Genomic DNA, 17,447 nt, shown 5'->3' on the forward strand with positions numbered 1-17,447 from the left:
TTCATCTCCTGATTTGTGTTTTGTTACTGATTTTCATCAACTGTTGAAATTCTTGATATTTCTACACCGGTTGCAACTTCGTCCACCAGTTCATATCCTTCCGGAAGCTTGATAGATACCGGAACTTCAAAACTGCCTTCGGACTTGCCGTTAAGATCAACAGATGCTTCTATGTCGCTTTCTTTCAGATCATCAAAACTGTTATCATCTTTTTTGATACGGATCTCAATCTTGGCTGTATCAAAAGCGACCTGCATTCCCTCCGGAGAATTATTTACTTTTATATTCTTGGTAGGTACTTCGCAGACATTACTGCCCTTCGGCAGAATGTTAACACGTACAAAAACATCTTCACTGGAATCGCTTGTAAGCTTCACTCCGTCAGGAAGATAATCAGATATATTAATCTTGTCTTCATAATCACTGTTTTTACCACTGATATCTGCCACAGAAGCAGGAAGAGAGATTGTATTGTTTTCTTCTTCCAGACTTGCCAGTGCATCATCACTTCCGGCAACACTGATCACATTCGGTGTTGTGCTGATGCTCTCTACCTCATATCCGTCTGCCGGTATTCCCTGATACTCAGCACTGATCTTGACATTGGAACGTACTTTCCACAGTTTTGCTGTCACAGTGACCTGAGAAACATTCAGATAAGCCATATCTGTATCCGTAAATTCCTCTCCGTTCTTGTCGATAATCTTCACATCTGTTTCCTTTGTGACGTCCTCAGAAGCGCCATCAACGTCTATGGAGGCATTTACCTTATCTATTTTATTCATTAATGAAGTTGGTCCTGTAATCTTGATTTTCTCCGGATTAGAAGTCAGTGCACCAACTTCATAGCCTTTGTCAGGCTTTGTATTATTTGTTGTTACATTTACTACAAATTCCCGGGTGTCCTTATCTTCTATATGAAGACTCAGATTCTGTGGTGTTGCCTGAATATTGTCCGGCAGGATTCTTTCGCAGGACACAGTGATCGGAACCATCACCGGATCTGTGTCCAGGCTGACTGCCTGCTGCAGGTCAGCGACTGCCTTGATATCAGACGCCGAAATCTTGTCCAGGGTCTTGCGGTTTGCCTTAATGGTAACACGGATAGTATCCTGCTGGTCATCCTGCAGACACATTTTGCCGTCTGCATCCAGATATCCTTCATTCAGAAGCTGTACATCTGTAATAATATAAGACTTCGTGCCAATAGGATTATCAATATTGACTACCAGGAGCCATACTACAATAGCAACCACCAGAGACAAAATCTTCAAAGAGAGATTATTTGTCAGACTTTTCTTCATATTTCACTCTCCCCTTTAAAAGCTGTCTCAGCTTACTGTTGTCAACAATTTTCTTGTTCTGGGCACGTTCCAGAATTTCTCTGAGCTGTGTACTGGAAACATTTCTTATCAGTTTGCCACCCTGTGCCACTGAAACCTGTCCTGTTTCCTCAGAAACTATGATAGTAACAGAATCTGTCACTTCACTGATTCCCACACCCGCCCTGTGTCTGGTTCCAAGCTGTTTGCTCAGTTCCATGTTATCTGAGAGCGGCAGATAGCAGGTTGCTGCAACAATACGGTTCTGTTTTACGATCACAGCTCCGTCGTGAAGTGGCGTATTATGTTCAAAAATATTTATCAGAAGCTGGCTTGTAAGAATTGCATCCAGGTTGATACCGGTTCTCACATATTCATCAAGTCTTATCTCCTGTTCGATCACGATCAGTGCTCCCGTTTTTACCTCAGCCATATCAAAGCATGCCTTGATCAGTTCGTTAACTGTTTTGTCAGTAAAACGTTCCCGAATTTCTTTTCCTGAATCAAACGGGATCAGTGCTGCCATGATTTTTTTCTGCCCCAGCTGTTCCACTACCTTGCGCAGCTCGGGCTGAAATATAACAACAATAGCCGTGATCAGTGCTCCGGCCAGGTTGGAGGCGATCCAAAGGATCGTATTCATCTTGAAGATATACGCAATTACAAGAAAGCCACAGATCACCAGGATACCTTTGAGCAGAGTATATGCACGCGTGAACTTGATCCAGACCATAAACTGATATACAAAAAATGATATCAGAATAATCTCGATCACATCAATGACATTTATCGTCGGAAAACTTATGTCTGACAGATATCTCCCCAGTATACCTGTTATGTTCCGCATAAAAACTCCTTTCTCCTGATTCCCCGTTATCAGTTACTTAATTCTTATTTAAAGATCTTTCAGTGATTCTTCGAGTTTTTTCTCGAAATCAATATCGTCCAGATCCGGCTTGCGCAGTACCGGTGCATCTGATGCAGGTGCTGCTTTCGGTCTGGAAACTGTTTTTTTCTTTTCAGGTTCCTGTCCTGTGAACAGAGGTGCTGATGTGTTAACTATCTTTTCAGCTGTTTTCTTTTCTTCTTTTACCGGCTCTCCGTTAATTTTCTTAATGCTGCGTTCTGATGTGGAAACAAGAGCCTTCGGTACAGCTTTAACATAGTAATAATATTCATCATCCTCATATTCCAGACGCTCTGTTCTTGTATAATCACCGCCAAAAACAAAGAACTCCAGTACGATTCCAATAAGCACAGCCACTACCGTATAGATGATCAGCGGCACGATATTTATGGAAACACCGAACATCATACCACCGGCAAGCATGATCATAACATATACAACGCCACCTGCTACAATAGCAATACGCCATGCATAGTCAAACATTCTGGTACGGATCAGATTTACGACAAGAACAACAGCTACAAATGCAACAAGTGTGATCCAGAGCTCGCCGTTTTTCATAAGTCCATCCGATAGAAGTGTAAGATTACTCATGATATCCGCATCTTCACCTGTAAGAACCTGTGCCTGGATCCTGATCAGACGTACAAAATAATAAATAATCACACCACCAGCTGCCGGAAGTGCTGAAACCGCATTGCTCAGAAGTCCGCATCCAATCGGCAGAATCACCGGAATATCAAATGCAAATGCAAGTGGTGTAAACACAAGGATTATGTTTTTTCCTGCACTGAATCTCAGGAAAAGAATCATCATGAAAAGAATAAGTACAAGCATAAAACCTGCAACTTCTATTCTCAATGCATAACAGTGTGCGACCATAAGGGCAAAGCCTGTAAAGATTATCATACCTGCAGGAAGGATACAGCAGATCAGTGCAAGTACCAGCACGACAATTATATTATCCAGGACTTTCATATAGCCCATATTGGAATTGATCCATACAAAATAAACCAGAGCAAGTATCAATTTCAGAAATGGCAGCAGATACATCTCATACTGCGCATAAAATCCTTTTATCTTTTGTTTGAATTCCAGTAATGCTGTCATTTTCGATACCCTCCTGTGGCTCCTCTGCCGGACATTTTCTTATCTTCTCTGGCATAGATTTTACTTAATTCTGTCAGCTCACTGTAATACTGTCTGACACTCTTTTTGGCTTTATAATATTTCACCGAATACTGAATGTACGTCATCAGTGAATATACCACAAGAACGACCACATAGCCAATGACCAGATAAATTCCCATCGCGATCAGATTCATTTTATGAATATTTTCAAGAAGATATTCCCCAAAATAAACGCCAATTGCCGCAACAATAAGTATATAGCCGATCGTTACAAGGAAAAAATTCTTGATCAGCGCCAGACCGATGTAATCACTTCTGTAATATTTGCTGACCGGAAGATGCTTTCTGCCCTTGCCCTGCTCATACATGGCAAGTTTTGTCATTATCTTTACCTTTTCTTCATTGATCATATTATAACTCCTTACAGATAACTGCTTTCTGATGAATAATCATATAGATTAATTGTATCATATATCACCAGTCATGAAAAGTATTTTTTGCCAACGTTAAAGCCTTCCGGCTGCCAGCGTCACAAAATATACTGTGCCGGCGCCGGCGTTTTTCAGACATTCTGAAACAGCTTCCATCGTACTTCCCGTCGTATATACATCGTCTATAATAAGAAGCTTAAGTCCGTTCAGTGGCTGTTCTGCCGAAAAAGCACCTTTCAGATTTCTCTGTCTTTCTTCAGCGTCCAGTTTCTTCTGGGATCTGGTATCATGATCCTTGCGCAGAATGTCTGTTCCTACGGGAATTTTCGTATACAGGCCAACTTTTTCTGCAAGATCCTCTGCCTGATTAAATCCCCTCCGGCGGCGTTTTGCTGAAGTCAGTGGCACCGGAACTATAAGATCCGGCTTCCATCTGCATATCTCTCCACCAAGATGCCTGCATATTTCTCCGGCAAAATATCTTCCATATTCTCTGTTTCCATAATATTTGTACCGCACCAGTGACCTTCGCATTCTGTCATCATAGACAAATACACTTCTTCCTCTGTCAAAATTTCTGTGTTTTCCTCTGCAGTCTGTACAGTATTCTTCTTCCGGTTTTACCGGTTTTCCGCATTTCATGCAGTAATCATTATTTATTACCTGAAATACATCTCTGCACTCCGGACAGCAGAGTGATTTCTGATCTGCCAGTATTCTGTGACATACTGCACACCGTCTCGGATAAATAATATTCAGTACAGTATCAATTATTTTATTCAAAAAACGCCTTTCTCCCCGACAAACGCTCTCTGACTGTTACTGTCCACCACAGTTCCTGACCTTATTACATCCTGTCATTTTCTTCTGCAAATTCTTTCAGTCTCGCATCAAGCGAACTGTATCTTCTCTGCTGTTTTTCATTATTTATCATTTCACGGAAAGTTTCTTCACTTCCAACCACAGTAACGCATTTACGTGCTCTGGTAACCGCTGTATAGAGAAGATTTCTGTTCAGCAGCATCCTTGGGCCTGAAAGAAGTGGTATCACAACTGCCGGATATTCTGATCCCTGGGATTTATGAATCGTAACCGCATAGGCAAGTTCCAGTTCATCGAGCTGTTTGAAAGAATACTCTGCACATCTGCCATCCTCAAACTCAACCTCTGCCGTCTCTGCAAATTCATTAATAGTTTTGAGAATTCCTGTATCTCCGTTAAAAACACCCACTCCCTGGTCCACGGGAATCCCGTATTTTCCCCGGATTTCCCATTCCAGCTGATAATTATTTCTGATCTGCATAACCTTGTCACCTTCACGAAAAAGCCCCTGTCCGACCTCCTTTTCTTTTTTCTGTTCAGAAGGAGGATTCAGATATCTCTGCAGAATCCCATTCAGTCGTTCCACACCGAGAAGACCTTTTCGCATAGGCGTCAGCACCTGTATATCAAACGGTCTCGCCTCTACGTATCTCGGAAGTTTTTCCTGGATCAGTGCAATCAGCACACGAATGATAATATCGGCATCATATCTTTTCAGGAAAAAGAAATCACGGCTTTTATTATCCAGAACTACCTGCTCTCCCTGATTGATCTTGTGTGCATTTACGACAATATCACTCTCAGAAGCCTGACGGAAGATTTTCTTAAGCTCTACTACAGGAAACTGCTCACTTCGTATAATATCTCTCAGTACATTGCCGGGTCCCACACTTGGCAGCTGATTCTCATCCCCGACCAGTATCAGCCTTGTCCCCATTGTTACGGCCATCAGAAGTGAATGCATCAGATGGATATCAACCATTGACATCTCATCTATGATGATCACATCTGTTTCCAGAGGATTTTCTGCATTTCTTTCAAAATGAACAGCCTGTCCTTCTCTGTCCTCCTCTGGCATTCCACTCAGTTCCAGCAGTCTGTGAATGGTCTGAGCCTCCACGCCCGTTGTTTCTGTCATTCTCTTTGCTGCTCTTCCTGTAGGTGCGGCAAGTCTCAGATCTGCACCTTCACCTTCAAAAAAACGTATAATCGCATTGATCGTTGTTGTTTTTCCTGTTCCTGGACCACCGGTGAGGATAAAAAGTCCATGGGAAGCCGCCTCTTTTACAGCTTTTTTCTGCATTTCATCCAGAACAGTTCCTGTTTCCTTTTCTATCTGCGCAATCCTGCGCTCCATCAGTTTTTCATCTTCGGGGCACAGAACATTCAACTCTTCAAGCATTCTTGCCGTATTCAGTTCCAGATAATAATACTGGGCAGGATATACAAGAATTTCTCCATCACATTCTTTCTGAATGATTTTTCTGTCCATAGAAAGATCCATCAGATGTTTTTCCATATAGGAAGAATCTACTCCCAGAAGCTGAGATGATCGCTGAAACAGTTCTTCTTTCGGCAGATAAATATGTCCTTCACCTGTTGCCTGGAGGAGAGTATATAACATTCCACTCCGGATTCTGTAATCTGAATCTGTATGTATACCGATACGATAAGCAATTTCGTCTGCGATCTTAAATCCGACACCACTGATGTCTTCTGCGAGACGATAGGGATTTTCCTGCAGGACACTGTATACGGAATCGCCATATTTCTGGTAGATCTTTGCTCCGAGATTCAGCGAAATTCCATATTTCTGCAAAAAAATCATTGCTTTTCGCATGTCTGCTTTTTCTTCTATCTGTGCCGCAATCTCTCTTGCCTTTTTTTCACTGATTCCTTTGATCTCGGCAAGACGCTCCGGTTCTTCTTCGACGATCCGCAGTGTATCTCCGCCAAAGTGACGGACGATTCTTCCTGCAAGGGCAGCGCCGATTCCTTTTATTGCACCCGAACCCAGATATCGTTCCATCGCAAGTGCATCTTCAGGCATTTTTTCTGTAAGGAATTCTGCCTGAAACTGTTTTCCATACACCGGATGCTGTATATATTTTCCTGTTGCCTCCACTGAGGCACCCTGGGTGATCACAGGGAAACTTCCCACACAGGTCAGTTCATCTTCCCCTTCCACACCTTTCAGCACCATTACGGTATATCCATTATCTTCATTTCTGAAAATAATATGATCGATATACCCTGTTACACTTTCGCTCATGTTTCCTCCCGTCACCTGTTATCTGCCAAAAGCACAAAGCCAGGATAATTATGCAGATTCATAACTATTCCTGGCTTCTAAATATAGTTACCTGTCTTCTTTATTCATTTGCAGCTTCCACAGCAGCATTATTCTTCCATTCGGGCCATAATCTCTGCATATTTTCCAGTCCCTACCGCTACAACGTGCATTGCATCCTGAACAGTCAGCGTTGTCACACCTGTTTTCTGTTCGATCAGTGTATCCATTCCCCTCAGGAGAGCACCGCCGCCTGTAAGTACGATTCCTCTGTCCACAATATCTGCTGCAAGTTCCGGAGGTGTTTTTTCAAGAACGCCATGTACTGCTTCCACCACCTGTCCTGTGGCATCCCGAAGCGCTACACGGATTTCTTCCGAAGTCAGCTTAACTTTTTTGGGAAGTCCGGTCAGCACATTTCTGCCCTTGACTTCCATAACCTGAGGTGTTGCCTCTTCCACTGCTGTTCCGATTTTTATTTTTATATTTTCAGCCATGTCTTCACCGATAAAAAGGCTGTGATTCTGGCGCACATAATTCATGATTGCCTGATTAAAAGCATCTCCTGCCGTTTTTATTGAAGTGGAGGCTACAACACCTCCCAGAGACAGCACTGCCACGTCTGTAGTTCCACCACCGATATCAACGATCAGATTCCCAAATGGTTTTGTCACATCCACACCTGCACCAATGGCAGCTGCAATCGGTTCTTCCACAAGAAAGACTTCCCTGGCCCCGGCCTGATAAGTAGCTTCCTCAACTGCTCTTCGTTCAATCTCTGTAATACCACTGGGTACACAGATACTGATTCTTGGCTTACGGAAAGCTCTCCGTCCCATTGCTTTTGTAATGAAATATTTCAGCATTTTTTCCATGACAACAAAATCAACAATAACGCCCTGCCGGATCGGACGGATCACTTCCATATTAGAACTCACATGACCCTCCATCTGACGTGCTTCCTCGCCAATCGCCCGGATTTTTTCTGTATCTTTATCATAAATCACAACAGAAGGCTCCTTAAGGACAAGTCCCCTTCCTGTTGAATACACCAGACAGTTTCTGGTTCCCAAATCTATTCCAATATCACTTGCAGGCATAAGAGCCCCCTTTCCTGCTTGTTCTGTTCACATTTGTAAACTGGTATCCGGTTTATTATAAACAACTTTACCCAAAAAAGAAAGTGTTTCTCTTCACTCAGTTTTCAGATATTTCTTTACATACAGTCCTGTATAGGACTGTTCGCACTGTGCAATTTCTTCCGGTGTACCTGTTGCAATCACAGTACCCCCTCTGTCTCCGCCTTCCGGTCCCATATCTATAATATAATCTGCCGTTTTGATCACATCAAGATTATGTTCGATCACCACAACTGTATTCCCCCCCTCTGTAAGTCTGCGGAGAATTTCCACCAGTTTGTGGACATCAGCAAAATGAAGCCCTGTGGTCGGTTCATCCAGAATATAAATCGTACGTCCTGTACTGCGCTTGCTGAGTTCTGTCGCCAGTTTGATACGCTGAGCCTCTCCACCCGAAAGCTCGGTGGAAGGCTGACCCAGACGTATATAAGAAAGTCCCACATCATACAACGTCTCGATCTTACGGCGGATAGAAGGAATATTTTCAAAAAATCCCAGTGCCTCTTCTACTGTCATATTCAGAACATCATAAATATTTTTGTCTTTATATTTAACTTCCAGTGTTTCTCTGTTATAACGTTTGCCTTTGCAGACTTCACACGGGACATATACATCTGCCAGGAAATGCATTTCAATTTTGATGATCCCATCACCACTGCAGGCCTCACAGCGGCCACCCTTGACATTAAAACTGAAGCGTCCTTTTTTGTAACCTCTTGCTTTTGCATCTGCCGTAGATGCAAACAGATCCCGGATCTGATCAAATACCCCTGTATAAGTCGCAGGATTTGACCTCGGTGTACGTCCGATCGGAGACTGATCGATGCTGATAACCTTGTCCAGCTGGTCCAGTCCCTGAATTTCTTTATGCTTACCCGGAATAGTCCTTGCTCTGTTCAAATCCCTTGCAAGCGTCTTGTAGAGTACTTCATTGATAAGAGAACTTTTACCCGAACCGCTGACTCCTGTTACGCAGGTCATGACACCCAGTGGGATTTCCACGTTCACCTGCTTTAAGTTATTTTCTGCAGCCCCACGGATTTTCAGCCAGCCTGTCGGTTTCTTTCTCACTTCCGGTACCGGAATACTTAATTTACCGCTTAAATATGCCCCTGTAATGGAGTCCGGATTTTTCATAAGAGTTTCCGCTGTGCCGATCTCCACGAGTTTTCCACCATGTTCTCCGGCTCCCGGACCAATATCCACAACGCAGTCCGCCGCACGCATGGTATCTTCATCGTGTTCTACCACGATCAGGCTGTTCCCCAGATCACGGAGACGCATCAGCGCACGCAGAAGTTTGTCATTATCTCTCTGGTGAAGTCCGATACTTGGCTCATCCAGAATATATGCAACTCCTACAAGTCCTGATCCAATCTGTGTTGCAAGCCGGATTCTCTGCGCCTCACCGCCTGATAAGGTGGCGGTAGCTCTGCTCAGCGAAAGATAATCCAGGCCGACCTCTGCAAGGAATCCCACCCTTGCACGTATTTCTTTGAGTATCTGCTTACCGATCAGCTCCTGCTGTTCTGTAAGTTTCAGATCAGCCAGAAACTCCTGCAGTTTCTCAATAGAAAGGTTTGTTACTTCATATATATTTTTTTTGCCCACTGTTACAGCAAGTGATTCCTTTTTCAGACGCTGCCCTTTACAGGTTTTACATGGAGTTATACGCATAAAACTTTCATATTCCTGTTTCATGGCATCTGAACCTGTCTCACGATATCTCTGCTCCACGTTCCTGATCAGTCCAGGGAAAGCAACATCATATACGCCTTCTCCTCTCTGACCTTTATAGTATACTTTTACTGCATGGCCATTTGTTCCATGGATCAGAACATCTTTGATCTTATCCGGATAATCTTCAAAAGGTGTATCCAGGCTGAAATTGTATTCTTTTGCAAGAGCATCCAGGATTGCTCTGGAAAAACTCCCCTTATCCGTACAGGACTGCCAGCCCATAACTGTAATCGCTCCCTGGCTGATACTCAGCGACTTGTCCGGAATCATGAGATCTATGTCAAATTCCATCTTATATCCAAGTCCGTAACAGTCCGGGCAGGCTCCAAACGGATTATTAAATGAAAAGCTTCTCGGCTCAATTTCATCAATGCTGATCTCACAGTCCGGGCAGGCAAAGCTCTGACTGAACGTACGGATATTTCCATCCATAGTGTCTACCATCAGAAGTCCGTCAGAAAGATTCAGGACTGTTTCGATGGAATCCGTCAGTCGTTTCTCAATCCCCGGCTTCACAATAAGACGGTCTACAATAATCTCTATATTATGCTTGATATTTTTGTCAAGTTTTATCTCTTCAGAAAGTTCATAAAGATTTCCGTCGATCTGAACTCTGACATATCCGCTTTTTTTCGCCTGTTCCAGAAGTTTTACATGTGTTCCCTTCCTTCCTCGAACAACCGGTGCCAGAAGCTGCAGCTTCGTTCTCTCAGGAAGAGCCATAATATGATCTACCATCTGGTCTACTGTCTGTTTTCTGATTTCTTTTCCACATTTAGGGCAATGCGGAATACCAATCCTTGCATACAGAAGCCTGAAATAATCATAGATTTCTGTAACTGTTCCTACTGTAGAACGTGGATTTCGGTTTGTTGATTTCTGATCAATAGAAATTGCAGGAGGAAGTCCTTCTATGGATTCAACATCCGGTTTTTCCATCTGCCCGAGAAACTGCCTTGCATAAGAAGAAAGAGATTCCATATAACGTCTCTGACCTTCTGCATATATGGTATCAAACGCCAGCGATGACTTACCTGATCCACTGACGCCTGTAAGAACAACGAATTCATCTCTCGGAATATCAACACTGAGATTCTTCAGATTATTAACATTTGCTCCTCTGATCCTGATAAAGCGTTTCCCTGTTTTATGTTCAGTCATTTGTTCCTCCTCTGTTACTGATCCAGCAGAAAATCTGCCAGTATATAATTACTTACATGTATTCCTTTTCGCGTGAAGCTCCAGAAGTCACCATTTTTCTGTAAAAAGCCCTCAGACCGGTATTTCTCAAGAATCGTTCCATAAATACTGTCAATTTCACAACCAAACTGTTTCAGAAATTCTTTTTCGGAAATTCCCTTTGTCATACGAAGTCCCAGAAACATGAATTCCTCCATCGCATCTTTTTTCGAAAGACATGTAACTTCTTTTCGTATTTTCTGCGGATTCCCACTGTCAGTAAGATATTCTTTCATATCTTTTGTATTGAAAAAGCGCAGCCCCTGATACAGGGAGGCAGCGCCCAGTCCTAATCCCAGGTATTCCCTGCGATTCCAGTATCCCACATTATGCCTGCATTCATACCCGGGCAAAGCATAATTGGAAATTTCATATTGCTGATAACCGTATTCACGGAGTATTGCTGCAGTATCCTCGTACATTCTGTACTCAGTCTCTTCATCAGGCAGACTCGCCGGCAGATGTTTTCCAAAAGGTGTCCCTTCTTCTATGATGAGACTGTATGCAGATATATGTTCCGGTCTCAGTTCCACAGTCTTCCGAAGTGAATGACTCCATTTCTCACAGTCCTGTCCTGGAATCGCAAACATAAGATCAACATTGATATTTGAAAATCCGGCTTTCCGCGCCCACAGAAAACTGTCCCTGAAATCTTCCCAGGTGTGGATTCTTCCCAGTATTCTGAGATCATTCTGTTCTGTGGACTGTAACCCCAGACTCAGCCTGTTTATTCCACTTTCTCTGCAAACCCGGAGTTTCTGTTCTGTGACAGTTCCCGGATTAGCCTCCATTGTGATCTCTGCATCTGCAGCAATCGAAAAATGCTTCCTTATGCAGTCCATGATTTCTGCGATCCACTCTTCTTCCAGCACAGAAGGAGTTCCTCCCCCGATAAATACGGAGCAGACTTTCCTCTTCTCTCCATCTGCCGAAGCACATATTTCACGGATAAGCGCCTTCATATAGCTTTCTCTGGTCTTTCTGTCAGAAGGGCCGGAAAGAAAATCACAATACTGACATTTCCTTATGCAGAAAGGGATATGCACATAAAGTTCCAGCTGACCTGCTTTATTCTTCACTGCTTTCCTCCTGAGTATCCTCACCTGCGTCTGCATTATCAGTATTTCCGTCAATCTGATTCTCTGGGCTTCTATCCTGTGCCGTACTGCTGCTTCCCGGATTATCTTCAAGATAAGTATTCACCATGGTTATATTTCCATTGGTGACAACTGCCGCCGAGTCAATCTGATCCGGTTCCGGCGTAGGTGACGGTTCAGGTGTGATTGAAATTTTCAGCACCTGCTGTGAAGCCGGGTCATCTGACTTTTTGCCACAGCCGCAGCCTGCCAGCATCAGACACATAAATGCCAGCCCCAGCGCCACAATATATTTCTTATATATTTTCATGATTCTCCTGCCATTCGTTGCTGTGAACAGTAACGTCATTTCTATTTGTCATCAAGTTTCAGTACACTCATAAAGGCTTTCTGCGGAATCTCCACATTACCTACCTGACGCATACGCTTCTTACCTTCCTTCTGTTTCTCAAGAAGTTTCTTCTTACGGGAAATATCACCGCCATAGCATTTCGCAAGAACATCTTTACGCATTGCACGGACTGTTTCCCTTGCAATGATCTTGCTTCCGATTGCTGCCTGAATCGGAATCTCAAACAGCTGTCTCGGGATTTCTTCTTTCAGTTTCTCGCACATCCTACGTCCTCTCTCGTAAGCTGTATCTGCATGTACGATAAAGGAAAGTGCATCTACTTCTTCTTTATTTACAAGAATATCAAGTTTCACCAGTTCACTGCGCTCGTATCCGCAAAGCTCATAATCCAGAGAAGCATAGCCTCTCGATCTGGATTTCAGTGCATCAAAGAAATCATAAATAATCTCATTCAATGGCAGTTTATATTTAAGAAGAGCTCTTGTCTCTTCCATATATTCCATTCCAAGATACTGACATCTTCGCTCCTGACAGAGATCCATGATCGCACCGATAAATTCCGTAGTAACCATAATCTCCGCATTCACCATAGGTTCTTCCATGTACTCAATCTCAGAGGGGTCAGGCAGATTTGACGGGTTAGTAAGTTCGATCACATCACCGTTCGTCTTATATACTTTATAGATAACACCCGGTGCTGTCGTTACAAGATCAAGATTATATTCTCTTTCCAGACGCTCCTGGATAATTTCCAGATGGAGAAGTCCAAGAAATCCGCAGCGGAAACCAAATCCCAGTGCCACAGAAGTCTCCGGTTCATAATAAAGAGCTGCATCATTCAGCTGCAGTTTCTCCAGGGCGTCTCTGAGATCACCGTACTTGGCTCCATCAGCCGGATAAAGTCCGCAATACACCATTGACTGCACCTTCTTATAGCCTGGAAGTGCCTCGGCACATGGTCTGGAGTCCTCTGTCACAGTATCACCAACACGGGTATCCCGCACATTCTTAATACTGGCCGTGATATAACCAACCATACCTGCTGTCAGTTCATCGCATGGAATAAAACGTCCCGCTCCAAAATATCCTACTTCAACCACTTCTGCTGTAAATCCTGTAGCCATCATTCTTACAGTTGTACCCTTTTTTACACGTCCATCCATAACCCTGCAGAATACAATAACACCTTTATACGCATCGTAAACAGAGTCAAAGATCAGCGCCTTAAGAGGTGCGTCAATATCTCCCTGAGGTGCCGGAATCCTTGTTACGATCTGTTCCAGAACTTCTTCTACATTCAGTCCTGTCTTAGCTGAGATCTGAGGTGCATCCTGCGCTTCGATACCGATCACATCCTCGATCTCATTGATAACTCTCTGAGGTTCTGCACTCGGAAGATCAATCTTATTAATAACAGGAAGTACATCCAGATCATGTTCCAGCGCCATATATACATTCGCCAGAGTCTGTGCCTCTATTCCCTGTGCTGCATCAACGACAAGAATAGCTCCGTCACATGCCGCAAGACTCCTGGACACTTCATAATTAAAATCCACATGTCCGGGAGTATCAATAAGGTTGAAAATATATTCCTCACCGTCTTTTGCTTTATATACGATTCTGACTGCCTGAGATTTAATCGTGATACCACGCTCTCTCTCCAGATCCATATTATCCAGGATCTGAGACTGCATTTCACGTTCTGTAAGCAATCCTGTTTTTTCAATAATACGGTCTGCCAGGGTTGATTTACCATGGTCTATATGCGCAATAATACAGAAATTACGAATCTTGCTCTGATCTGTCATGCCAAAAGAATCCTCCTTTATATTTACATGCCCCTCCCAATTACTGTGGGCAGTAATCCATTATAGCATAACTTTTTGTTTTAAGTCCATAGAGGTGTTTGCTGATTGCTTTTTATTATACAAACATACGTTCTTGTTTGCAAGTATTTTTTATATCTGAAGATAAAAATTTGTATCATTCAGTGTAATGATCTGAACATTCTCGCTGGTGGCATTTACCCATCTGTGGGGGATCGTTGATTTATAATGGGCAGAATCTCCTGCTCCCAGCTCATATTTTATACCTCCAACCCACAGCTGGAGAATACCTTTCAGAACATACACGAATTCTTCTCCTTCATGTGGAAAAGAATGTACGCCTTCACCATAATCTGTCTGAGGAAGAAGATCTACGTATCTTGGGAGAAATGTACATGTATCTTCTATATTACTGAGGTTATAATGAATACAGCGTTCATCTTTCAGATCTACCTGCCGTTCATATTTTCTTATAATGACATCCCCTGAATTTCGGGGACTTCCTATAAAATAACTTATTTCAACACCAAGTGCGCTGCAGACTTTTTCCAGATTGTCCACATTTATCGGTACCACGCCACGTTCAAACCTGGAAAGATATGTTGCTGAAAGATTTGTCCTGTCACTGATCTGATTCAGCGACAATCCCAGATCCTGTCTCAGTTTTTTTACCTTTTCACCGATTCCTATATTCATGCGTTGTTTTCCTCCGCTGTTTTTTTCTTCGCAAGAAATACATGCGTTACAAAAGGTGAGGAATTCCAGAATGAATATCCACCACGCGCGTCGAAGTGTGCTGCATCACTGGGATACATTTCATATGTCTGTCCGCCTGTTTTCAGCATAAAGATACCATCTATCACATAAAAAAACACGTCTCCCTCCCAGACATACTGTTCTGCCCCTGAGGGTTTCTGTCCCGGTGCCAGCGTAATAATCTTCGGAAGCATGTTCATATTCATTTTTTCATCTGTAAGAGATGCCGAATATCCACGTTTCAGGAATTTTTCATCTTTTCTGTTCCATTTTCTCACTATTGCCACATTTCTCTTTCTGGCCTCTGATTCAAAAAAATACGATATATCCACTCCGAAGCAGTCTGCCAAAAGCTGCAGATTATCAATAGCTATGGAGGTTTTTCCATTTTCTATCTGCGAAAGGAAGCCCACAGAAAGTCCTGTGATCTCACTGCATTCAGAAAGAGTCAGTTTCTCACTTAGCCTGAGCGTTTTGAGTTTTTTCCCTAGTTCCTGATTATAATTCACCCTGCCACCCCACATTGATTTTCCGTAACTGTTCATCGTCTTCACAGCTACAGTATTTTCATATAATTGTATAATTTCCACCAATGTTTGTAAAGTTGTTAATGTTCGATAGTTACTGTTCACAGGTAATATCCCGCGAGGTGTTTTGCCATGAATATGGCAAAATCCCGAGACATACGGGGCAAAATCCCATCACCGAAGGTGATTTGGAATGGATTTTGACCAGGTTGCTGCGAACGGAGTGAACAGTAATGTTCGATACAAATTTTCCCCGGCAAAAAAACAGCAGGTCTTTCGACCTGCCGCATTTTCATCATTCAGACAAACATCTTTATAAGACTTGCAAAGAAACTATACAGTCCGTCACCTGCGATCAGACCCGCATCTCTGCAATTCATAAATTCATCAATTTTCTTCTTGAAGATCAGTCGTGCTGCAACAGTCACAAGAACGCCAATTCCGTATATCGGACTGTTGATAACAAGACCTGTAGCAAAAAGCACCCCTATCATATGCTTGCCACCAACAAGCTGCACAATCGCTCCCGGGATCGCAAAGATAAGAAGCGTCTTAATCAGTTCAGGATTTGCCACAGCCTGGCAGGTCGTAGCAAATGTGGTAGAACTTGCAGGAATCAGCCCCTGTCCCAGTGTCACATTTGCAAACAGCATAACGATGATGATTCCGATCACTGCACCGTAGATTTCAATATAAACCTGCTGTTTTCTTCCATAAACCTCATGTTCTCTGTCTTCACCTTTTCCACGGATGATCCAGCCTGTTTTCAGGTCATATCCCATATCCGCAAAACACGGTCCAACAGAACTGATGTAACCTGTAAGCACAGCAACTGCAACAGGTGGAAATCCCATCAGTATACCCAGAGTCAGGAAAATAGTTGTGATCGCAAAAGCCGGGAACCATCCGGAATACATGGCAGCCATACCAACAAGCATCATACTTGCTACAGAAGCAAATGCTGTCCAGATAATCCAGAGGATTATTTTTCCAACAGACATATCTGTGAGGACTCCTGTAAGGACTCCGACCAGGACTGCACCGACAACATGAATTCCAAAAGACATCAGAATTGTTTTTCTGGCCTGTTCATCTGTCACTGTATAATTGTGATTTTTTTCTGTTTCTTCATGATTTTTGCGTGAACTTTTTACAATACTTATGATTGACTGAATCAGGGCAATAGCACCTGCACCGATCATAAATCCCTGTGGAATATAAGTTCCGCCAAGATCAAAACCTGTTACCTGACCACAGTAACCGCGAATGATCAGGGCAATACCAAGTGCTGTGATAGAAGCAATACTTGTTATAAAAGTAATACCAATGGCAGCTACCGGAATCTTGAAATGAGAGCCCACTGCACCGACAACAATACCCTCTATAATTCTTTTGGCCTTTGATCCTCCCTCGTCTCCTGCTTCCAGAACTTCTGCTGTCGCAATACCAGGTGCCCAGGATTCCTCTGCCGGAAAAATACTGGAATCATACAGCTTACCTACTACAAAAATAGATGCGGCTGTTCCAAACAGACAACCCAACGCCATAGGAAGAATTGCCTTTGTTTCTCCAAGTACAAAAAGGATTGCAACTGCTGTCAGACCACAGTTGGAAGCTGCAAATCCTGCGCCTGAAGAAATTGTCTGAATATAGTTCTGTCTCTCCAGATTTCTGAATCCTTTCATGGACGCTGTCGGAATACGAGATACCAGCATTGCAAAAATAGCACCCAGAATAGATGTATTGGCTGATACACCGACTTTCCCCAAAATCTGCATGCAGACAATTGCAGAAAGCACCGCAAGAATCGTACCTATAAAAACTGTTGCCGGTTCAAATGCTTTGATTTTTGCTGTCTTGTTACCCAT

At 43.1% G+C, this 17,447-nt stretch carries 14 protein-coding genes; all 14 read right to left on the bottom strand.

The features are described from left to right. Positions 1-23: 23 nt before the first annotated feature. Positions 24-1,304, bottom strand: coding sequence for a CdaR family protein (locus tag ACTNB8_RS03520; RefSeq protein ID WP_441052351.1), 1,281 nt, complete (start codon positions 1,302-1,304; stop codon positions 24-26). Then, on the bottom strand, positions 1,282-2,169 hold the full coding sequence (gene cdaA, locus ACTNB8_RS03525) for a diadenylate cyclase CdaA (protein ID WP_441052353.1): 888 nt from the start codon (positions 2,167-2,169) through the stop codon (positions 1,282-1,284). The genes ACTNB8_RS03520 and cdaA overlap by 23 nt, the downstream gene beginning before the upstream one ends. Before the next feature lie 48 nt (positions 2,170-2,217). Beyond that, the gene (locus tag ACTNB8_RS03530) at positions 2,218-3,339 is read right to left on the bottom strand and encodes a hypothetical protein (RefSeq protein WP_441052355.1); all 1,122 of its coding nucleotides are present in this window, start codon (positions 3,337-3,339) and stop codon (positions 2,218-2,220) included. Beyond that, positions 3,336-3,770, bottom strand: a complete 435-nt coding sequence (locus ACTNB8_RS03535; RefSeq protein ID WP_441052357.1) for a hypothetical protein — start codon at positions 3,768-3,770, stop codon at positions 3,336-3,338. Before ACTNB8_RS03535 ends, ACTNB8_RS03530 begins: the two co-directional genes overlap by 4 nt. A gap of 96 nt (positions 3,771-3,866) precedes the next feature. Further along, on the bottom strand, positions 3,867-4,574 hold the full coding sequence (locus ACTNB8_RS03540) for a ComF family protein (protein WP_441052359.1): 708 nt from the start codon (positions 4,572-4,574) through the stop codon (positions 3,867-3,869). A 64-nt stretch (positions 4,575-4,638) separates the two neighbouring features. Next, positions 4,639-6,885 (bottom strand): SF1B family DNA helicase RecD2, encoded by a 2,247-nt coding sequence (gene recD2 / locus ACTNB8_RS03545; protein WP_441052360.1) that lies wholly within the window; start codon positions 6,883-6,885, stop codon positions 4,639-4,641. A 128-nt stretch (positions 6,886-7,013) separates the two neighbouring features. Beyond that, positions 7,014-8,003, bottom strand: a complete 990-nt coding sequence (locus ACTNB8_RS03550) for a rod shape-determining protein (protein ID WP_441052361.1) — start codon at positions 8,001-8,003, stop codon at positions 7,014-7,016. 93 nt (positions 8,004-8,096) lie between these two features. Continuing rightward, positions 8,097-10,943, bottom strand: a complete 2,847-nt coding sequence (gene uvrA / locus ACTNB8_RS03555) for an excinuclease ABC subunit UvrA (RefSeq protein WP_441052363.1) — start codon at positions 10,941-10,943, stop codon at positions 8,097-8,099. A 14-nt stretch (positions 10,944-10,957) separates the two neighbouring features. Beyond that, a complete protein-coding gene (gene hemW, locus ACTNB8_RS03560; protein ID WP_441052365.1) occupies positions 10,958-12,136 on the bottom strand; it encodes a radical SAM family heme chaperone HemW in 1,179 nt (392 codons plus the stop codon). After that, positions 12,090-12,428: a hypothetical protein gene (locus ACTNB8_RS03565; protein ID WP_441052367.1), complete on the bottom strand. Its 339-nt coding sequence runs from the start codon at positions 12,426-12,428 to the stop codon at positions 12,090-12,092. The genes hemW and ACTNB8_RS03565 overlap by 47 nt, the downstream gene beginning before the upstream one ends. A 41-nt stretch (positions 12,429-12,469) precedes the next feature. After that, complete coding sequence (lepA, locus tag ACTNB8_RS03570) at positions 12,470-14,278, bottom strand: translation elongation factor 4 (RefSeq protein ID WP_441052369.1); 1,809 nt, start codon at positions 14,276-14,278, stop codon at positions 12,470-12,472. Between the two features lie 150 nt (positions 14,279-14,428). Then, on the bottom strand, positions 14,429-14,992 hold the full coding sequence (locus ACTNB8_RS03575) for a helix-turn-helix domain-containing protein (RefSeq protein WP_441052371.1): 564 nt from the start codon (positions 14,990-14,992) through the stop codon (positions 14,429-14,431). After that, complete coding sequence (locus tag ACTNB8_RS03580) at positions 14,989-15,597, bottom strand: helix-turn-helix domain-containing protein (protein WP_441052373.1); 609 nt, start codon at positions 15,595-15,597, stop codon at positions 14,989-14,991. Before ACTNB8_RS03580 ends, ACTNB8_RS03575 begins: the two co-directional genes overlap by 4 nt. A 281-nt stretch (positions 15,598-15,878) precedes the next feature. Further along, entirely contained in the window at positions 15,879-17,447 is a 1,569-nt protein-coding gene (locus ACTNB8_RS03585) for an OPT/YSL family transporter (protein ID WP_441052375.1), read from the bottom strand.

Source organism: Blautia sp. HCP28S3_G10, from assembly GCF_052065235.1.
GTDB lineage: Bacteria > Bacillota > Clostridia > Lachnospirales > Lachnospiraceae > Blautia_A.